The sequence below is a fragment of the Nitrospirillum karajorum genome, assembly GCF_036348415.1.
Classification (GTDB): domain Bacteria; phylum Pseudomonadota; class Alphaproteobacteria; order Azospirillales; family Azospirillaceae; genus Nitrospirillum; species Nitrospirillum amazonense_B.
On record NZ_JAZBQB010000004.1, the window covers coordinates 201,762 to 222,044 of the forward strand.

General features: G+C 67.6%; 13 protein-coding genes. 11 read left to right on the plus strand and 2 right to left on the minus strand.

Translation table 11 applies throughout. From position 1 onward, the window contains the following. Positions 1-43: 43 nt before the first annotated feature. The 9 genes from UCD39_RS26735 (at position 44) to UCD39_RS26775 (ending at position 16,051) form a co-directional block, all read left to right on the plus strand. Positions 44-1,132, plus strand: a complete 1,089-nt coding sequence (locus tag UCD39_RS26735; protein WP_330498658.1) for a glycosyl hydrolase family 18 protein — start codon at positions 44-46, stop codon at positions 1,130-1,132. A 106-nt stretch (positions 1,133-1,238) separates the two neighbouring features. Beyond that, the gene (locus UCD39_RS26740; RefSeq protein ID WP_330498947.1) at positions 1,239-3,503 is read left to right on the plus strand and encodes a family 20 glycosylhydrolase; all 2,265 of its coding nucleotides are present in this window, start codon (positions 1,239-1,241) and stop codon (positions 3,501-3,503) included. 217 nt (positions 3,504-3,720) lie between these two features. Continuing rightward, positions 3,721-6,189, plus strand: coding sequence for a beta-mannosidase (locus UCD39_RS26745; protein ID WP_330498659.1), 2,469 nt, complete (start codon positions 3,721-3,723; stop codon positions 6,187-6,189). Further along, a complete protein-coding gene (locus UCD39_RS26750) occupies positions 6,186-8,834 on the plus strand; it encodes a glycoside hydrolase family 3 protein (RefSeq protein WP_330498660.1) in 2,649 nt (882 codons plus the stop codon). Before UCD39_RS26745 ends, UCD39_RS26750 begins: the two co-directional genes overlap by 4 nt. A gap of 25 nt (positions 8,835-8,859) precedes the next feature. Beyond that, the gene (locus UCD39_RS26755) at positions 8,860-10,296 is read left to right on the plus strand and encodes a glycoside hydrolase family 125 protein (protein ID WP_330498661.1); all 1,437 of its coding nucleotides are present in this window, start codon (positions 8,860-8,862) and stop codon (positions 10,294-10,296) included. Between the two features lie 66 nt (positions 10,297-10,362). Next, positions 10,363-12,207 carry a glycoside hydrolase family 35 protein gene (locus UCD39_RS26760; RefSeq protein WP_330498662.1) on the plus strand — a complete coding sequence of 615 codons (1,845 nt, stop codon included), beginning with the start codon at positions 10,363-10,365 and terminating at the stop codon, positions 12,205-12,207. Between the two features lie 205 nt (positions 12,208-12,412). Further along, positions 12,413-14,752, plus strand: coding sequence for a GH92 family glycosyl hydrolase (locus tag UCD39_RS26765; RefSeq protein WP_330498663.1), 2,340 nt, complete (start codon positions 12,413-12,415; stop codon positions 14,750-14,752). Between the two features lie 21 nt (positions 14,753-14,773). Continuing rightward, entirely contained in the window at positions 14,774-15,142 is a 369-nt protein-coding gene (locus UCD39_RS26770; RefSeq protein WP_330498664.1) for an L-rhamnose mutarotase, read from the plus strand. A 150-nt stretch (positions 15,143-15,292) separates the two neighbouring features. Then, positions 15,293-16,051, plus strand: a complete 759-nt coding sequence (locus UCD39_RS26775; RefSeq protein ID WP_330498665.1) for an SDR family oxidoreductase — start codon at positions 15,293-15,295, stop codon at positions 16,049-16,051. Between the two features lie 37 nt (positions 16,052-16,088). Here the strand turns inward: UCD39_RS26775 and UCD39_RS26780 are convergent, their stop codons facing one another. Then, the gene (locus UCD39_RS26780; RefSeq protein WP_330498666.1) at positions 16,089-17,114 is read right to left on the minus strand and encodes a GlxA family transcriptional regulator; all 1,026 of its coding nucleotides are present in this window, start codon (positions 17,112-17,114) and stop codon (positions 16,089-16,091) included. 138 nt (positions 17,115-17,252) lie between these two features. Between UCD39_RS26780 and UCD39_RS26785 the strand changes: the two genes are divergently transcribed. After that, positions 17,253-17,894: a response regulator transcription factor gene (locus UCD39_RS26785; protein WP_330498667.1), complete on the plus strand. Its 642-nt coding sequence runs from the start codon at positions 17,253-17,255 to the stop codon at positions 17,892-17,894. 17 nt (positions 17,895-17,911) lie between these two features. Here the strand turns inward: UCD39_RS26785 and UCD39_RS26790 are convergent, their stop codons facing one another. Next, the gene (locus UCD39_RS26790; protein WP_330498668.1) at positions 17,912-19,180 is read right to left on the minus strand and encodes a two-component system sensor histidine kinase NtrB; all 1,269 of its coding nucleotides are present in this window, start codon (positions 19,178-19,180) and stop codon (positions 17,912-17,914) included. Positions 19,181-19,463: 283 nt separating this feature from the next. On the opposite strand from UCD39_RS26790, the gene UCD39_RS26795 reads away from it, so the two are divergent. Beyond that, positions 19,464-20,096: a helix-turn-helix domain-containing protein gene (locus tag UCD39_RS26795; protein WP_330498669.1), complete on the plus strand. Its 633-nt coding sequence runs from the start codon at positions 19,464-19,466 to the stop codon at positions 20,094-20,096. Positions 20,097-20,283: the final 187 nt, after the last annotated feature.

A 20,283-nucleotide genomic window follows, 5' to 3' on the forward strand; every position in this document is an offset into this window, starting at 1 on the left:
CGCGAGGCTGATCCCCGGCCGCGAAGCTGATCAAGGAGATTTCATGAAACGTCTGTTGGGAACGCTGGCCGTCGGCCTGTCCATGATGGCGATGGCCTGCACGTCTTCCGTGGCGCTCGCCGCTGGGGCAGCCACTGGGGCTAAGGCGCCGACGGCGCTGTTCTATATGATGGAAACCCAGAAATCGATTAACTCGTTCGAGCAGCACATCGACAAGATCGACCTGCTGGTTCCCACCTGGTACGGCGTCGACCAGAACGGCCTGGTGTATGGGCAGCCCAACCCCTATGTGCTGAAGCTGGCGCACGAGAACAAGGTGCCGGTGATGCCCATCATCTCGCCGGTGGACAAGCAGAAGTTCCATGAGCTGATCACCAGCGAGACGGCCAAGAAGGCCATGATCGCCTCGCTGTTGCAGCAGGCCAAGGAACACGGCCTGATCGGCTATCAGTTCGATTTCGAGAATATCGCCTGGACCGACCGCGACGCCTTCACCCTGCTGATCAAGCAGACGGCGACCGCCCTGCACGGCGCCGGCCTGAAGCTGTCCATCGCCGTCGTGCCCAACGCGCCGGGCCATGCCGGCCGCGGCCCCTTCTCCAAATGGATGTGGGAATTCTGGCGCGGCGCGTTCGACTACAAGGCCATCGGCGACGCCGTCGACCTGTTCTGCCTGATGACCTATGACGAGCACACCCGCTGGACCGTGCCCGGCCCCGTCGCCGGCATGCCTTGGGTCATGGAGCACCTGAAGTACGCGCTGCAGTTCATTCCCAAGGAAAAGCTGTCTCTGGGCATCCCGCTCTACGGTTACCGCTGGTACACCGACAATCCGGTGAAGCCGGACGGGACCGAGGCGTCCAACATCGCCGGCGCCTATTTCGATGCTGATGAGTCCATCCCGCAGGCCAAGCAGTATGGCGCGCAGATCCAGTGGGATCCGGTGGAGCACGAGGCTTTCTATTACTTCTACCGCGACCAGATGCGGGAATGGGTGTTCATGCCCGAAGCCCGCAGCTTCCACGACCGCTATGCCCTGGTGAAGGAATACGGTCTGGAAGGCTTCTGCTCCTGGGTCCTGGGGTCTGAAGATCCCAAGGTTTGGGACGAGTTGCCCAAGTCGCAGCGCTGACGCACGAAAGGGGATGGGTGTGAGGGGACTGGGGAAGCGGACCACGACGGCGGTCCTGGCCATGGCCTTGGGTGTTGCTCTGGGCGCCCAAGGGGCCGCACCCTTGATGGCATCCGCCGCGGAAGCGGCACCGCCGCCCTTGATTCCCCTCGCGGCCCAAGTCAATCCAGGGCAGGGCACCTTCACCCTGTCGGCGGGGGCGGTCATCGCCGTTCCCGCCGGCGACGCCCAGGCCCGGTTCGCCGCCCTGCAACTGGCCGATCTGGTCCGCCGCGTGCGCGGGCTGGACCTGATGGTGCGGGAGGGCCGCCAGGGGGCCGCCATCACCCTGGCCCTTCAGGCCGATGCGCCGGTGACGCAGGCGGAAGGCTACACCCTGGAGGTGACGCCCAGCGGTGCCCACATCACCGCCCGGGATGAGGCCGGTCTCTATTATGGTGCCATGTCCCTGGCCCAACTGCTGACGCCGGAGGCCGCACCCGGGGCGGACCAGGGACCGGTGACCATAGCGGCGCAGGAAATCCGTGACTGGCCGCGCTTTTCCTGGCGCGGCATGATGCTGGACGTGGCCCGTCACTTCCAGCCGCTGGACAGCGTCAAGGCTCTGATTGACCAGATGGCGGCGCACAAGCTGAACCGCCTGCACCTTCATCTCACCGATGACCAAGGCTGGCGGCTGGAGATCAAGCATTACCCGGAACTGACCAAGGTCGGCGCCTGGCGCACACCGCCCAGCGTCGTTTCCGGACAATCCACGACGCCCTATGGCGGGTTCTATACCCAGGACCAGATCCGCGACCTGGTCGCCTATGCCGCCGCCCGGCACATCACCATCGTGCCCGAGATCGACATGCCCGGCCACGCCCAGGCGGTCATGGCCTCCTACCCCAAGATCGGCGTCACCGGCGCCCGGCCCGCCGTGGCGGTGGACTGGGGGGTGAACCCCTACCTGTTCAATGTCGATGAGCCCAGCTTCACTTTCATCCAGACCGTGCTGGACGAGGTGATGGCCCTGTTCCCCTCCACCTACATCCATGTCGGTGGTGATGAGGCGCTGAAGGACGAGTGGAAGTCTTCGCCCAAGGTCCAGGCGCGCATGCGCACGCTAGGCCTGAAGGATGAGAACGCCCTGCAAACCTGGTTCATCGAACGGGTTGGCCAATATCTGGCGGCCCACGGCCGGCGCATGATCGGCTGGGACGAGATCCTGGAGGGCGGTATCCCGCCCACGGCCACCATCATGTCCTGGCGGGGCATCAAGGGGGCGGTGGACGCCGCGCGCATGGACCATGACGTGATCCTGTCGCCGGCCCCCACCCTGTACCTGGACAGCCTGCAAAGCCGCCGCGATGACGAACCGGCGGGGCGCCTGGCCATCGTCACCCTGTCCGACATCTACGCCTACGACGCCATGCCGGCGGAACTGAGCGCCGAACAGGCCCATCATGTGCTGGGCGGCCAGGCCAACGTCTGGACCGAATACATGATGACGCCGTGGCATGTGACCCACGCCGTCTATCCCCGCATCGACGCCCTCGCTGAAGGCCTGTGGTCCCCGAAGGACAAACGCGACTGGCGGGGCTTCCTGGATCGGCTGCCGGCGCAGCTCGCCCGCTATCGCCACCTGGGCGTGGACGCCGCCGACAGCGCCTTCGCCGTCGACTTCACCGTGGAGGGCGGCGCCAACGCGGCGCTCGCCGCCGGCACGGCCACGGTGGCCCTGTCCAACCAGGCGGGTGTGGGCACCATCCGCTACACCACGGACGGCAGCACGCCGACCAGCGCCTCGACCCGCTATGAGGCGCCGTTGCACCTGACCCTGCCGGCCACCCTGAACGCCATGGTGTTCAGCGACGCCGGCCAGGTGCTGGCCGCCCCCCGCCGCTATGACCTGACGGCCGAGGCGCTGCGCACCCGGCAAAGTGGAGAGCTTCAGGCCTGCCCGCAGGGGGAAATGGGCCTGCGCATCCCGCTGACGCCCGACGCCACGACCAAGGGCCCCGTGTTCAACGTCAACCTGTTCGACGCCTGCTGGGTCTATCCCAAGGCCCGCCTGGACGGCGTCACCACCCTGACGGTGAACGCGGCCCGCCTGGCGCGCAATTATGGCCTGGCCCACGACGCGGTGAAGGTGCGCAGCCATCCGGCCAACACCCCCAACGGGGAACTGGTGGTGCACGTGGACGGCTGCGACGGGCCGGTCGCCGCGACGGTGCCGCTGCCGTCCCCGGCGACAGCACCCCAGCAGTTCCCCCTGACCGCCCGCCTGCCCGCCACCACGGGGCAGCGTGACCTATGCCTGATGTACACGGCACCTATCCAAGGTCCGCTATATGCCATAGGAAGCGTCAGCCTGCGGGCCGCCCCATGAGTAAGCTGATGCCGAATCAGAGGAAATTCCCCATGTCCCGTGCCCTTCACCGCCCGCAGTCCCTGGCATTGGTCCTGGCATTGGCCCTGGCGGCGCCCGGCCTCGCGTCGGCGGCGGTGGTGACGCGCGACCTGGACCAGGGCTGGACTTTCCGCCTAGCGCCGCAGGATCCGGCCGCCAAGGCCCATGGGGGGAGACGCAGTGGCGGGCCGCCACCGTGCCAGGCGCGGTGCAGACCGACCTGTTGGCCCTGGGCCGCATCGGCGACCCGTTCTATCGTGACGCCGAGGCCGGCCTGCAGTGGATCGGCCTGGCCGATTGGGACTACCGCACCACCCTGTCGGTGGATGAGGCGACGCTGCGCCACGACCATGTGGACCTGGTTTTCGAGGGGCTGGACACCTTCGCCGACGTCAGCTTGAACGGCAAACCGCTGTTGTCGGCCGACAACATGTTCCGCCGCTGGCGCGTGCCGGTGAAGCAGGCCCTGCAACCCGGCGCGAACACCCTGTCGGTGGCGCTGCATTCCCCCATCGCCAAGCTGCAGCCCTGGCTGCTGAAGCAGCCCTACGCCCTGCCGGGTGAGTTCGACAGCGCCTTCGGTGACGAGCCCGTGGGCAAGCAGACGTCGAATTACGTGCGCAAGGCTAATTACCAGTATGGCTGGGACTGGGGCCCGCGCTACGTCACCCTGGGCATCTGGCGGCCGGTGCGGCTGGAGGCCTGGAACGGCCCCCGCCTGGCAGACTTCCACATCGCCCAGCAAAGGGTGGACTCCAGCGCCGCCAGCGTGCGGGCGGAGTTCGAGATCACCGCCGACCATACCGGCAGTGTGCGCATCACCGTGACGCCCACGGCGCCGGACGGCACGGCCCTTCCCGCCGTGACGCAGGACGTGACGCTGGACGCCGGCACCAACCAGGTCAGCCTGCCGCTACGCATCGATCATCCGCACCTGTGGTATCCGGTGGGCTATGGTGCGCCCGACCTCTACACCTTCAAGGCGACGATCAGCGATGGGGCGGAGGTGGTGGCGACCACGGCGCGCCGCACCGGCCTGCGCCAGGTGGAACTGCGCCGTGCGCCTGACCAGTGGGGCAAGAGCTTCGAGTTCGTGGTGAACGGCATCCCCGTTTTCGCCAAGGGCGCCAACCTCATCCCCATGGACAGCTTCCCCAGCCGGGTGCCGGCCGAAGCCGCCCGCGCCCTGCTGCAATCCGCCCGTGACGCCAACATGAACATGCTGCGCATGTGGGGTGGCGGCCACTACCAGGACGACGCCTTCTACGACCTGGCGGACGAGATGGGCATCATGGTGTGGCAGGACTTCATGTTCGGCGGCGCCATCACCCCCTATGACGTGGCCTTCCGCGAAAGCAGCCGGGCCGAGGCGGTGGACCAGGTGAAGCGCCTGCGCGACCACCCCAGCATCGTCCTATGGTGCGGCAACAACGAGGTGCAAACCGGCTGGGAATCCTGGCCCGACCGCCAGACGTTCAAGGACAGCATCGCGCCGGCGGAGCGGGAACGCATCGTCACCGGCATGACCGTGCTGTTTGGTGACGTGCTGCGTGGCGTGGTCACCAAATATGCCGGCGGCGTGCCCTATTGGGCCAGTACCCCCAGCACCGACTTCGACGGCCCCGCCGATGTCATGGACGACGGCGACAAGCATTACTGGAAGGTGTGGTCCGGTTCCGCCCCGCTGGAGGATTACCTGGACACCACGCCGCGCTTCCAGTCCGAGTACGGCCTGCAATCCTTCCCCGTGATGCGGACCGTCCGGGCCTTCGCCAACGCCGAGGACCTGGCCAGCCCGAACTCGCCGGTCATGCGGGCGCACCAGAAGTTCGCCAATGGCAACGGCAATGACCGCCTGCTGTTCTACATCCGCAAATACTATGGCGAGCCCAAGGACTTCGCCGCCTTCGTCTACCTCAGCCAGGTGATGCAGGCGGAGGGCATCCAGATGGCGGCGGAACACCTGCGCGCCTCCCGCCCGCACAGCATGGGCTCCCTCTACTGGCAGCTGAACGACGTCTGGCCGGGCGCCTCCTGGTCCAGCATCGATTATTTCGGCCGGTGGAAGGCGCTGCAGTTCCATGCCCGCCGCTTCTACGCCCCGTTGCTGGCGGCGGCCCAGCGCCATAACGGCAAGACCGACATCCACCTGGTGTCAGACCTGACCGCGCCGCTGGCGGCGCAGTGGCGCCTGCGGGTCATGGACCTGGACGGTACCGTGCGGCAGGAGCGGACCACGCCGGTCACCCTGGCGCCGCTGTCCAGCACGGACGTCGGCACCTTCGAGGATGCCGCCCTGCTCAAGGGGGCCGATCCGGCCCGCACCGTTGCGGTGGTGGAACTGCTGCAGGGTGGCCAGCCGGTGTCGCGTGAGATCGTCTATTTCGCCGACGCCATCGACCTGGCCCTGGCGGATCCGGGGCTGACCGCGGACCTGCAGCCCGCCGCCGATGGTTATACCCTGACGATCAAAGCGCAGCGCCTGGCCCGGGGCGTCTGGGTGGAGTTCGGCGACCGGGATGCCAGCCTGTCGGACAACGCCTTTGACCTGTTGCCGGGCCAGACGATCTCGCTGGCCGTGCGTAGCGCCGCCGACATCGCGGCCCTGCGCCAGGCGCTGTCCGTGCGCTCGCTGGCCGGCGCCACCAAGGGCCCCCGGTCGTGAGGGCGCGGTTGGCGCGCGGCCGCGCGGCCGCTTGGGGGGTGTTGCTGGCTTTGGCCCTGCCCACCGGCGCCTGGTCCCAGACCGGGGCCGCCCCGTCCGATGCCGACGCACTGGTCAACCACATGACCCTGGCGGAGAAGATCGGCCAGATCCAAAGTGCCGCCCCCGCCATACCGCGCCTGGGCGTGCCCGCCTATGAATGGTGGAATGAGGGGCTGCACGGTGTCGCCCGTGCCGGCTACGCCACCGTCTTTCCCCAGGCCATTGGGCTGGCCGCGACCTGGGACACCGACCTGCTGCGCCGGGTGGGTGATACCGTCTCCACCGAGGCGCGGGCCAAGTACAACGTTGCAGGGGGGGCCGCCGGCGCCAAGGCGGACCACGACCGTTACCAGGGCCTGACCATCTGGTCGCCCAACATCAACATCTTCCGCGATCCGCGCTGGGGCCGGGGGCAGGAGACGTACGGCGAGGACCCCTATCTGACGGGACGCCTGGGCGTCGCCTTCATCCAGGGCATCCAGGGCCCGGATCCCGCCCATCCCAAGGCCATCGCCACCGCCAAGCATTTTGTCGTGCACAGCGGACCGGAAGCGGGCCGGCATTCCTTCGACATCGACGTGGCGCCCCATGACCTGGAGGCGACCTACCTGCCGGCCTTCCGCGCCGCCGTGACGGAAGGGCAGGTGGGCTCCATCATGTGCGCCTACAACGCCCTGCACGGCATCCCCGTCTGCGCGGATCCGGAATTGCTGAACGGCCGGCTGCGCCGGGATTGGGGCTTCAAGGGCTACGTCGTGTCGGACTGCGACGCCGTGGACGACATGACGCGCTTCCACCATTACCGCGCCGACAACGCCGCCTCGGCCGCTGCCGCCGTGTTGGCGGGCACCGATCTCAACTGCGGTGGCGGCGGGCGCTACGCCTATGCCGACCTGGGCGCCGCCGTCAGCCAGGGCCTGGTGACGGAAGGGGCGGTGGACCAGGCGGCCCGCCGCGTCATGGCCGCCCGCGCCCGGCTGGGCGCCTTCGCCGCCACCGATCCCTATGCCGACATCGGCGCGGAGCGTATCGACGACGTGAACGCCCGCGCCCTGGCGCTGGAGGCGGCGCGCAAGTCCATCGTGCTGCTGAAGAACCGCAACAACGCGCTGCCGCTGGCGCCCGGAACCAACCTGGCCGTGGTGGGCCCCAACGCCGACGCGCTGGGCGTGCTGGAGGCCAACTACCACGGTACCGCGGTTCAGGCCTACACGCCCCTGGCGGCGCTGCGCATGGCACCCGGCCTCGGCACCATCCGCTATGCCCAGGGCTCCGCCCTGGCCGAAGGGGTGCCCGTGCTGGTGCCGGAAACGGCGCTGCGCACGGGAGCGGGCAGCGGGGCGGAAGCCGGCCTGACCGGTGACTACTTCGATAGCCTGGACTTCAGCGGCGAACCGCAGGTGACCCGCACCGACCGCACCATCGATTTCGATTGGGACAAGGTGCCGCCGGTGCCAGGGATGGACGCGCGGCGCTACGCCGTGCGCTGGACCGGCCTGCTGGTGCCGCCGGGCCCCGGCGACTACACCCTGGCCGTGCGCGTCGACCGCTGCTTCGATTGCCGGGGGCATGATCCCATCCGCCTGTACCTGGACGGCCGGCTGGTGCTGGACGACCCCGGCACCGGCAAGGACAGCGATCTGATGGTGCCCCTGCACGTCGAGGGTACCAGCCCCCATCGCCTGCGCCTGGAACTGGTGCATAGCGGCCAGGACCAGGGCGTGCGCCTGATGTGGCTGGCCCCGGCGGAGGTGCAGCGGGCGGAGGCCGTGGCCGCCACCAAGGGCGCCGGCGCCATCATCGCCTTCGTCGGCCTGTCGCCGGACGTGGAGGGCGAGGAACTGGGCATCGCCGTTCCGGGCTTCGACGGCGGCGACCGCACCGACATCGGCCTGCCCCTGCCGCAGCGCCAGTTGCTGGAGGCATTGGCCGCGACGGGCAAGCCCCTGGTCGTGGTGCTGATGTCGGGCAGCGCCGTGGCGCTGCCCTGGGCGCAGGACCACGCCGACGCCATTCTGGCCGCCTGGTATCCGGGTGAGCGGGGCGGCCGCGCCATCGCCGAGACGCTGACGGGCAGCAACAACCCCTCCGGTCGCCTGCCGGTGACCTTCTACCGCTCCGTCCGCGACCTGCCGGCGTTCGTGGATTACGCCATGACCGGCCGCACCTATCGCTATTTCGAGGGGACGCCGCTGTATCCCTTCGGCTTCGGCCTCAGCTATACCCGCTTCGCCTATGATGATCTGGCCCTGTCCACGGCCGAGTTGACCGCCGGGCAGCCCCTGGCGGCCAGCGCGACGGTCAGGAACGTGGGCGACCATCCGGGGGATGAGGTGGTGCAGCTCTACATCACTCCGCCGGCCGGTGCCCTGGCCCCGCGCCGCATGCTGGCCGGCTTCCAGCGCATCCATCTGGAACCGGGGGAAAGCAAGCGGGTGACGTTCGCGGTGCAGCCGCGTGACCTGAGCGGTGTGGACGCCGCCGGCAACCGCGCGGTGGAGGCGGGGCGCTATCAGGTCTTCGTCGGCGGCGGCCAGCCTGACTTCACCACCGGGCTAGAGAAGTCGGTCGACATCCAGGGCCGCCAGGCCCTGCCCAAATAAACGGGGCCGAAATGAGGGAAGCGCGATGATCAGCCGTCGTGACACGATGTTGGGCCTGGCCGGCGGGGTGCTAGCCGGCGCCCTGCCGGCCATCCCGGCCCGGGCGGAAGCCCGGCCCAGCCGCCGCCCGCCGCCCGCCCAGCGCAAAGTGTCCAGCCCCGCGGTGGAGCGCGAGCTGGCGCGGGTGAAGGCGGCCATCGGCGACCCGGAACTGGCCTGGCTGTTTGAGAACTGCTTCCCCAACACCCTGGACACGACGGTGGAACTGGGGCGGCTGGACGGCAAGGCCGACAGCTTCGTCATCACCGGCGACATCGAATGCCTGTGGCTGCGCGACAGCTCCGCCCAGGTGTGGCCCTACCTGCCGCTGGCCAAGAACGACGCCGTATTGCGCCAGGTGTTCCAGGGCCTGATCCATCGCCAGGCGCGCTGCATCCTGATCGACCCCTACGCCAACGCCTTCCTGCCGGACCCCAAGGGCACCACCCCCAACAAGTGGGCGGTGGACGACATGACGGAGATGAAGCCCGGTGTGGCGGAGCGGAAGTGGGAGATCGACAGCCTGTGCTATCCCATCCGCCTGGCCCACGGCTATTGGCGGGCCACCGGGGATGTGACGCCGTTCGATGAGGAATGGCGTGCGGCGATGCGCCTGGTGGTGGCCACCTTCCGCCAGCAGCAGCGCAAGGACGGCCCAGGCCCCTATCGCTTCCAGCGCAAGGCGGAGACGCCGACGGAAACCCTGGCGCTGGACGGCTACGGCTTCCCCACCCGCAAGGTGGGCATGATCCACGCCATGTTCCGCCCCTCGGACGACGCCTGCCTTTACGCGTTCAACATCCCCGGCAACCTGTTCGCGGTCACGGCCCTCCGGCTGCTGGCGCCCCTGTGGCGTGCCGTGGGCGGGGAGGATGCGCTGGCCCAGGACGCGCTGGCCCTGGCGGCGGAGGTGGAAACGGCGGTGCGGGCCCATGGCCGCATGACCGACGCGGCCGGCCAGGAAATCTGGGCCTATGAGGTCGACGGCTTCGGCAACCGCCTGTTCATGGACGATGCCAACGTGCCCAGCCTGCTGGGCCTGCCCTACCTGGGCTGCTGCGCTGCCGACGATCCCCTGTACCGCCGCACCCGGGCGCGGGTGTGGAGCGACGACAACCCCTATTTCTTCAAGGGCGCCGCCGGGGAAGGCGTCGGCGGCCCGCACGAGGGCCTGCGCATGATCTGGCCCATGGCCATCATCATCCGTGCCCTGACCAGCGATGACGATGGCGAAATCCGGCAGTGCCTGGGCTGGCTGAAGACGACGCACGCCGGTACCGGCTTCATGCATGAGGCGTTCGATCAGGACGACCCCACCCATTTCACGCGGTCCTGGTTCGCCTGGGCCAACACCCTGTTCGGCGAGCTGATGATCGACCTGCTGGCCCGCAAGCCGGCGCTGCTCCGCGCACCCCTGCGCTGAGCCGGTAGGACACGCATGCCAACGCCTGACACGGCCCCGCCCCAGGACCTCACGAACCGGACAGCCATGATCCCCCGCAGAACCTTCTTGGCCGGCGCCGCCGGCCTCACCGCCGGCGCCATGGCCCCTTTCACCGCCGCGCGGGCTGGCAGCAGCCGGTTCACCACCAACGGCGACCACTTCCTGCTGGACGGCCAGCCCCTGCAGATCCTGGCCGGAGAGCTGCACTACCCCCGCATCGCCCGTGCAGACTGGCGCGACCGCCTGCGCAAGCTGAAGAGCCTGGGGCTGAACACGCTCAGCGCCTATGTCTTCTGGAACGCCCATGAAAAGGTGCCGGGCCAGTATGACTTCACCGGCAACCTGGATCTGTCCGCCTGGCTGGCCCTGGCGCAGGAGGAGGGCCTGCACGTCCTGCTGCGCGTCGGGCCCTATGCCTGCGCGGAATGGGATGGCGGCGCGTTGCCGGCCTGGGTGTTCGCGGACGAGAGCGTCAAGGCGCGGTCGCTGGATCCCACCTACATGCAGCTTTCCGGCCGCTGGCTGAAGCGGCTGGGGCAAGAGGTCGCGCACCTGGAGATCGACAAGGGCGGCCCCGTCCTGATGACCCAGGTGGAGAATGAGTACGGCTCCTTCGGGCAGGACCGCGCCTACATGGAAGCCGTGCGCGACCAGATCCGATCGGCGGGGTTCGACGGCGCGCTGTACACGGTGGACGGCGCGTCGGTCATCGAGAAGGGCGCCCTGCCGTCGCTGATCAACGGCATCAATTTCGGCACCACGGACAAGGCGGAGGAAGAGTTCAAGCGCTACGCCGCGTTCAAGCCGTCCGGTCCGCGCATCTGCACGGAACTCTGGGGCGGCTGGTTCGATCATTTCGGCGAGGTGCATTCCGCGATGCCGGCGCCGCCCTTGCTCGACAGCCTCAAATGGATGCTGGACCGCCAGATCTCGGTCAGCTTCTACATGGCGCATGGCGGCACGTCGTTCGGGTTCGATGCCGGTGCCAACTTCGATCGCAAGACCGAAACCTATCAGCCCGACATCTCCAGCTACGACTATGACGCCCTGTTCGATGAGGCCGGGCGCCCCACGCCGAAATTCAGCGCGGTGCTGGAGGTGATGAAACGCTATCTGCCGGCGGAGCGGTTCGCCCCCCTGCCGGCGCCACAGAAGGCGCTGGAAATTCCCCGCTTTCGGCTGACCGAGACGGCGGCGGTCACGCCCCTGTTCGGCAAGCCGGTGGCGGCGCCGGCCCCCCGGACACTGGAATCGCTGGGCCAAAGCCATGGCCTCATGCGCTATCGCCATCGCTTCACCAAGGCCGCCAAAGGCACCCTGCACATTGGCGAGGTCCGCGATTATGCCGTGGTGTCGGTCAACGGGCGCCGCGTCGGCGTGCTGGACCGGCGCCTGAACGAACGGGAAATCGCCCTGTCCGTCCAGGCCGGGGACAGCCTGGAGATCCTGGTCGACACCATGGGCCACGTCAATTACGGCGAGCGCATTGGGCGGGACCAGAAGGGCCTCATCGGTGGGGTGACGCTGGACGGCCAGCCCTTGCAGGGCTGGACCCATGAGGGGCTACCGCTGGACGACCTGGCCGGTCTGGCGTTTCAGGCCGGCATGGGCGACGGCCCCGCGTTCCATCGGGGCACGTTCGAGATCAACGAGGCCGGCTACACCTTCCTGGACATGCGCGGCTGGGGCAAAGGCTACGCCTGGGTGAACGGCCACAATCTCGGCCGCCATTGGTCGGTCGGGCCGCAGCGCACCCTGTTCGTACCGGAAAGCTTTCTCAGGGTCGGGGTGAACGAGGTCATCGTTTTCGACCTGCATCCGGTCCTGGACACCAGCCTGGCCGGCGGCCGGGCGCAGATTTGGGATCTGCCCGGACAGGTCAAGGAATAGGTGTCCGCACACTGATATCAGCGGAGCGAGCGCCCCAGGGCGCAGTGAGGAAGCCAAGGCCACGGATGTGGCCGCCCGGCGATTGAGGGGCATTTGAGCGGTCACGATCAAATGCCGTAGGTATGAACCCGCCGGTTCCCACAAGGGACGGCGGCACCGTGGGCGCCCCGCCAGCAGGCGGGACGCGATGGGGAAGGAGAAGATCATGCTGACACGTCGGACGTTGCTGGGGGGCACCGCCGGCCTGGCCTTGCTGGGCGGAAGCGGGCTGCCGGTGGCGGCGGCCTGGGCCAGGGAAGGGGCAGGGGAGGGCGAGGACCTCACCCGCTGGGTCGATCCCTTCATCGGGACGGGCGGGCATGGCCACACCTACCCCGGCGCCACCGTGCCCTTCGGCATGGTGCAGCTGAGCCCGGACACGGACAATGGCCGCTGGGATTCCTGCTCCGGCTATCACCAGGATGACCGCACCCTGATGGGCTTTTCCCATACCCATCTCAGCGGTACCGGCGTGGGCGACATGCTGGACGTGCTGGTGGTGCCCCGGGTTGGCCCCGTGGTGCTGCAGCCGGGCAGCCTTGAAGCCCCCGAGGGCGGCTATCGCGCCCGCTTCGACCATGCCGACGAGCAGGCCACCCCCGGCTATTACCGCGTGCGGCTGAAGGACAGCGGTATCGCGGCCGAACTGACGGCCACGGCCCGCGCCGGCCTGCACCGCTACACCTTCCCGGCGGGGGCCACCGGCGACGGCGCACACCTGCTGATCGACTTCCATCACGGCATGCAGGACAAGCACGGCGTGCCCACCCGGGTGACCGACGCCAGCCTGAAGCTGGTGGGCAACGACACCCTGGTCGGCGGCCGGCGGGTGCATCAGTGGGCGGACGGACGCCACATTTACTTCGCCCTGAAGCTGTCGCGCCCCTTCACCACGGCGCAGCTCTATTCCGACGACCAGCCGGTGGCGGGCGACCAGGCCGCCGGCACGAACCTCAAGTGCGCGCTGCACCTTGCCGACGCCGCCAAGTGCCCCCTGCTGGTCAAGGTGGGTCTGTCGGCGGTGGATGTGGACGGCGCCCTGCGCAACCTGCAGGCCGATCTCCCCGGTTGGGACTTCGACCGCGTGCGCGGTGCCGCCCGCGACGCCTGGCAGGCGGAACTGTCCCGCATCCGCATCGACGCCGACAGCGATGTCGACCGCCGCATCTTCTATTCCGCCCTGTATCACGCCCTGCTGGCGCCCACCCTGTTCAGCGACGTGGACGGGCGCTATCGCGGCATGGACGACGCCGTGCATCAGATGCCGGCGGGGCGCCACACCTATTCCACCTATTCGCTGTGGGACACCTACCGCGCCCTTCATCCCCTGTTCACGCTGGTGCAGCCGGAGCGCGTGCCCGACCTGGTGGACGGGCTGGTGCGCATGGCGGTGGAAAGCCCGGCCGGCCCACCCGTCTGGCCGCTGCAGGGCCGCGAGACAGGCTGCATGATCGGCTGGCATTCCGCCGTCGTGCTGGCGGAGGCGCAGGCCAAGGGCTTCAAGGGCATCGACTACAAGGCCGCCTGGCCGGTGTTCCGCAAACGCGCCTTCGAGGATACGACCCTGGGCATGGGCGAATACCGGCGCCTGGGCTACATCCCCAGCGACACGGTGGACGAGGCGGTCAGCCGCACGCTGGAATACGCCTATGACGACTGGGCCATGGCCCATCTGGCGGCAGGGGCCGGCGCCCGTGACGACGCCCGCGCGCTGGTCGACCGCTCCCGCAATTACCGCCATGTCTTCGATCCGGCGCTGACCTTCGTCCGCGCCCGCGACAGCGCCGGCAAGTGGATTGAACCCTTCGACCCGCGCGCCATGGGCCATATGAAGAAGTGGCGGGATTTCACGGAAAGCAACGCCTGGCAGGCGACCTTCCTGAACCAGCACGACCTTTACGGCTACATGGGCTTGTTCGGCGGGCCGGAGGCGTTCGAGCGCAAGCTGGATGAGCTGTTCACCACCAGTTCCGAGATGCCGGCGGACGCGCCGCCCGATATCGCCGGCCTGGTGGGACAGTATGCCCACGGCAACGAGCCGAGCCACCACGTGGCCTATCTCTATGCTTATGCCGGCGCGCATCATAAGACCCAGGCGCGCGTCCGCATGCTGTTGCGCACCATGCACCAGGACAAGCCGGACGGCCTGGCCGGCAATGAGGATTGCGGCCAGATGAGCGCCTGGTACCTCATGAGCGCCCTGGGCCTGTACGCCGTCGATCCCGTCACCCCCATCTATGTTTTCGGCTCCCCCCTGTTCCGGCGGGCGGAGGTGGTGGTGGGACCGGGGCGCCGGCTGGTGGTGGAGGCGCCGGGCAACGGCGCGGACAGCCCCTATATCCAGTCGGTTTCCTGGAACGGCGCCGCCTACACCAAGAGCTGGATCAGCCATGCCAGCCTGGCCGCCGGCGGACGCCTGACCTTCCAGATGGGCCCCAAGCCCAACCCCCGGTTCGGCGCCGACCCCGCCGACCGGCCGCCGTCCTTCACACCCGTGAAGATGTGATCTCCTGCAGGGAAGACCGCGATGCCCCGCCATGTCCTGATGCTGGATCTGAAGTCCGACCCAGCCCTGATCGAGCGCTATCGCCAGTGGCACGCACCGGGCCAGGTGCCGCCGGCGGTGGTGCGGTCCATACGCCAGGCCGGCATCCTGGACATGGAAATCCATCTCTGCGGTGATCGGCTGGCCATGATCGTCGAGGTATCGGACGACTATGATCCGGCGGCCAAAGCCGCGGCGGACGCCGCCGATCCGGATGTGCAGGCCTGGGAAACCCTGATGAACACCTTCCAGCGCCCCTTGCCCTGGGCGCGGGATGGGGAGAAGTGGGTGCCGGCGGAGAGGATTTTCAGCCTGGGCGATCAGACGACGGGGGAGGATGCCGGCATCTGACGGTGCCATTGGGGTCGCCGAACTGAATGTCCGTTTTCGTGGCATATATGACATTCAGGCCATGAAGGCCGAGGGGTAAAAAGGGACTTGTCACGCCAACCGGCGCGGGACGGGGCAGGGCCCCGTCACTACCCTTCGGAGTTTTCCATCATGCAGATGACCGGCAACACCATCTTCATCACCGGCGCCACCTCCGGCATCGGCCGCGGCTTGGCCGAACGCTTCCACGCCCTGGGCAACAAGGTGATCATCGCCGGGCGCCGGCAGGCTCTGCTGGATGAGGTCGTGGCGGCCAACCCCGGCATGGCGGGCATCCAGATGGACATCACCGACCCGGCCAGCATCGCCCAGACCGCCGAAACCCTGATCCGCAATTACCCCACGCTGAACGTCCTGGTGAACAACGCCGGCATCATGCCCTTCGACGATGCCAGCGGGGTGGTGGATGACAGCGTCAGCCAGGCCATCCTGACCACCAACCTGCTGGGCCCGATCCGCATGACCTCGGCCCTCATCGAGCATCTGAAGCGCCAGCCGCAGGCCACCATCATCAACAACACCTCGGTGCTGGCCTATGTGCCGCTGGCCGTGACCGCCGTCTATTCCGCCAGCAAGGCGGCCCTGCATTCCTACACCCTGTCACAGCGCTTCATGCTGCGGGAAACATCGGTCCGGGTGCAGGAAATCGCGCCGCCCTGGGTCAACACCGACCTGATCAAGAAGAGCGACGACCCGCGCGCCATGCCGCTGGACGCCTTCATCGACCAGACCATGGCCGGCCTGGCGACCGACGCTGAAGAGGTGGTGGTGGAAGCGGCCCGCGGCTTCCGCAACAACCCGGGTCCCGGTGAACATCAACTGGTGACCGATTTCAACGCCGCGCTGATCGCCAACCCCATCCCGGTCTGATGCGGTTCCGACGGGCGCGCCAAGTCCAGCGCGCCCGTCAGGCCCCCATCTGCTGGACGGCGTGCCGCACCGCCTGGGGGCCATGCCCGAAGCGGCGCAGGAAGGCGCGGCGCATCCGTTCCCGGTCGGTGAAGCCCGTCTGATGGGCCACGTCGTCCAGGGTGCGCCGGCCGTCGGCCAGCAGGGCGCGGGCGGCGTCCAGCCGCAGGCCCTCCACCGCCTTGCCGGGGGATAGGCCGGTTTCCTGGCGGAACAGCCGGCTGAACTGCCGGGGGCTCAGCCGGGCGATATCCGCCAGCTCCTCCACAGACAGATCCCGTCCCAGGTTGCCCCGGGCGTAGGCCAGCACGCGCTGGATCCGGTCAGTGGTCGCGGGCAGATTCAGCAGGGCGGACAATTGCGGCTGCCCGCCGGGCCGGCGGTGATACAGGACCAGGTGCCGCGCCACCGCCTGACAGATCTCAGGCCCCAAATCCTGCTCGATCAGCGCCAGGGCAAGGTCCACGGTGGCGCTCATGCCTGCCGAGGTCCAGATATTGTCATCGGTCACGAAAATGCGATCGGCCTGCACCCGGATCTTGGGATAGCGGTTCTGCAGATCGGCGGCATGGGCCCAATGGGTGGTCGCGCGCCGACCGTCCAGCACCCCGGCCTCCGCCAGCAGAAAGGCACCGGTGCAGGGCGCCGCCAGCCTCCGGGCACCCGCTGCGGCCCGGCGCAGGAAGGATCGCATGCCCCGCGATGGCGTGGGCGATGCCGCCGGGTGCGCGAACGCCCCGATGGAAAAGGTGGTGTCGAAGGATTGGTCGCCGATGGCGGCCGTGCGCACGGCCAAGCCGACGGAACTGGGGATCTCGCCCCCCGCCTCCGACAGGAAAGAGACGCTGTAGGCCGGCCTCGGCAACGCCGTGTTGGCCTGTTCGAAAGCGGCAGCGACCGCCAGGTTCATAACCTGGAAGCCGGGTGCCAGAATTAAGCCCACCGTGTGCATCAGGCGTCCATCCCGTTCCATGTGCCGCCGCGGTGTCTTCCGCAGCATGGAACCAGAGTGATCGCCGACCATCGCGTTTTAAATCCTACCGCCATCTTGGCGGCCCCATACCGAGGTATGAGGTCACGCGCCGTGCCAGTTGGAGCATCTTGGGTTGCCAGCCAATTGGTTAACACGCCGCACTCCGCTCGCGACGGGGAGTATCATCACATGCCTCACGATCCCGACCCGGACGATCCCCGGCACTCAAAGTCCCTGGTCATCGTAATCGACGATGACGCGCTTTTGCGCGAAGCCCTCGTCGACCTGTTCCTGTCGGTGGGTTCCGATGTGGCCAGCTACGATTCCGCCGCCGCCTTCCTCAACCACGGCATTCCCAACCGTCCTTGCTGCCTGGTGCTGGATGTCCGCATGCCGGAGCAAAGCGGACTGGAGCTTCAGGCACGCCTGAAGGCGGAAGACCGGCAACCGCCCATCGTCTTCATCACCGCCCACGCGGATGTGCGCATGTCCGTCCGCGCGATGAAACAGGGGGCGGTCAATTTCCTGCCCAAACCGTTCCGCGAACAGGATCTGCTGGACGCGGTATGGGAGGCGATCCGTTACGACCGGGAGCGGTGGATACAGCGGCGGCAGCTGGCGGATTTGCGGCGTCTGGCCCAGGAACTCACCCCCCGCGAGGTGGAGGTGCTGAAAGCCATGGGCCGTGGCCTTTTGAACAAGCAGATCGCCCATGAGCTGGGGATCGCCGAGATCACGGTGAAGATGCACCGCAGCAGCGCTTTCCGCAAATTGGGCGCAGTGACCTCATCGGACTTCATCCAGAAGGTCGGCATGCTGGAACTGAGCTGAGGCGCCCAACCACGGCTTTAGCGAAACATCTGCCGGTCATACGGCAAAATGAAGCGGAAGATGGTTCCCAGCTTCTCCACACTCACCACGGACAGATCACCGCCGTGGCTGTTGATGATGGACTTGCAGATGACCAGGCCCAGCCCCATGCCATCCTCCTTGGTGGAGAAGAAGGGCTCGAAAATCCGGCTTAGGGTTTCCTCACTCATTCCTGGGCCGTTATCGCGGATTTGAACTTCCACCCCGCCCTCCCGCTCCTTGTCGCAAAGGGCCACCGTGACCAGGCGCTCGGACATCTGCGCCTGTGCCATGGCCTGCATGGCATTGAGCGCCAGATTGATGATCACCTGCTTTATTTCAACCTCGTCCACCCGGACGGCGGGAAGGTCGGGCTCGATCAGGGTCCGGATGGTGACGTCATAAAGGTGCGCTTCGCTGTCGATCAACGCCAGCGCGTCCTTGACCAAAGCGTCGGCGCTGGTGGTGGTGCGTTTGGGCGCCTTGCGCAGGAAGGTCTTGATGCGGCCCACGACATCGCTGGCCCGCTGGGCGTTACGGCGGATCTGGTACAGGGCGTTCAGCGCCCTGTCGGTTGAGGGTTCCGTCCGCAGCAGCCACTGTTCCGCCGCGACGGCGGAGGCGGCAATGGCCGCGATGGGCTGCGCCACGTCATGGGCGATGGATGCGCTCAACTCTCCAACCGTGGAAACCCGCGCGGCATGCGCCAAATCGCCCCGCGCGTTCAAGACCATCTCCTGCGCGCGCTTCTGGTCGCTGACATCGAAGGCGTAGAACAGGATGCGCCGCGCATCGCCCGAGGACGGCAAGGTGGCGCGCCAGATGATCGGCACCACGCGGCCGTCGATGGTATGCAGCACCCGTTCCCCCTGTGCCGATACCTTGCCATCCAGCAGGGCCTGATACACGCGGGCGGTGATCTCCCGTGTGGCGGGCAGCAATTGGGGCGCGATCTCCCGGAAATGCGCCTTGTCACGCGCACCCAGCAGACGCAGAACGGCGTCGTTCGCGTCCACCAACCGATGGAACCTGTGGTGATCCCGCGCCAGGTCGGGGTCGGCATCCAGGTGGGCAATGACATCGGTGACCCCCTTCGCCCTCAGGGCCACCAGGAAGGGGCGCACGCCGGACCAGTCCTCGATCAGCATGGGGATGGGCGCATCGTCGAAATAGGCCCGCCTGAAGGCGCGATAGCGCTGAAAGCAACTGACCAGCAGCCCGGCGAACACGCAGAGCGCCACCCCCGCTGCGAGGATAAGGGTCGGCAAATCTCGATTCATCATCGCCGCATCTATGGGGTGGACCGGAAGGGGGGAACGCGAACGCTCCATTCCAGCGAGGTCCGTGGACCGGCACCGGCGCCTCGAGATGCAATTTATCGGTTTCGCATGGTCTTGGACCTTAGACCGGGGAGGGCCACCCGCGCCCCCACCCTAGACCACGGTATAGGGTATCACCTACCCGGTAGGGGTTGGCACCAGCATGCGTACGATTCCATAACTTCACCCACCAAATCACGATGCTCCCGCCTTGTTTGATGGGGAGTGGACCATGGATCAGTATGTGCAAGCCGACGCGTACGCGGCGGAACAGATCGGTGCGAAGCATGGCGGAGCCGATGGCGCCCAGGCGGAACGGTTGATGTCACTGGCGATCAACGCCAGGGACGCGCTGGATTTCGATCTGTCGGCCGTTCGGGAATATCTTGAAGAAATAACCAGCGTTCTTGGAATCATGGACCCCGGACGCGAGGGGGTTGAGTTGGTTTCCGTGACGCCTGTCGCCCGGGGGTGTCCAGGCAAGGGAGGTCTGACGCCGTGGCAGCTCAAGCAGGTTATGGACCATATCGAGAAGGGGCTGGCGCTGCCCATCCTTCTGAAGGAACTCGCGGAGGTCAGCCGCCTCAGCTATTCCTATTTCGCGCGCGCCTTCAAGGTGACGGTGGGGGAGACGCCCCGGGACTTTGTCGCCAAGAAGCGCATACGCCGGGCGCAGATGCTGATGCTGTCGACCAACGACACCTTGAGCGAGGTCGCTTGCGCCTGCGGCTTCTGCGACCAGGCCCATTTCTCCCGCATCTTTCGCCGCCTGGTGGGCGAAACGCCGCTGCGCTGGCGCCGAACCTGGAAACGGAATTGGCACCCGGGGCCGCAGGACACCGTCACCGCTCGACTGGCGCAATGATGGCTTGCGTGGCGGGGCCGCGTCGTTTCTGTTTCCGATGGCGCCCGGGCTCGCCAGGGCCCGGGCCCGGTGGTAAATACCTCCAGCGATTCATAATAGTTTAAATGTCTTGGTTGTCTTTAGGGGCCGGGGTTTGCGATCGGACGCGGCCAGGGCGACGCGTGGTCGGCGGGGGCAGGACCGGAAC

Coding starts and splice junctions, on each gene's coding strand:
- UCD39_RS26735 (WP_330498658.1), top strand. CDS start 44: ATGAAACGTCTGTTGGGAACGCTGGCCGTCGGCCTGTCCATGATGGCG.
- UCD39_RS26740 (WP_330498947.1), top strand. CDS start 1,239: ATGGCATCCGCCGCGGAAGCGGCACCGCCGCCCTTGATTCCCCTCGCG.
- UCD39_RS26755 (WP_330498661.1), top strand. CDS start 8,860: ATGATCAGCCGTCGTGACACGATGTTGGGCCTGGCCGGCGGGGTGCTA.
- UCD39_RS26760 (WP_330498662.1), top strand. CDS start 10,363: ATGATCCCCCGCAGAACCTTCTTGGCCGGCGCCGCCGGCCTCACCGCC.
- UCD39_RS26765 (WP_330498663.1), top strand. CDS start 12,413: ATGCTGACACGTCGGACGTTGCTGGGGGGCACCGCCGGCCTGGCCTTG.
- UCD39_RS26770 (WP_330498664.1), top strand. CDS start 14,774: ATGCCCCGCCATGTCCTGATGCTGGATCTGAAGTCCGACCCAGCCCTG.
- UCD39_RS26775 (WP_330498665.1), top strand. CDS start 15,293: ATGCAGATGACCGGCAACACCATCTTCATCACCGGCGCCACCTCCGGC.
- UCD39_RS26780 (WP_330498666.1), bottom strand. CDS start 17,114: ATGGTCGGCGATCACTCTGGTTCCATGCTGCGGAAGACACCGCGGCGG.
- UCD39_RS26785 (WP_330498667.1), top strand. CDS start 17,253: ATGCCTCACGATCCCGACCCGGACGATCCCCGGCACTCAAAGTCCCTG.
- UCD39_RS26795 (WP_330498669.1), top strand. CDS start 19,464: ATGGATCAGTATGTGCAAGCCGACGCGTACGCGGCGGAACAGATCGGT.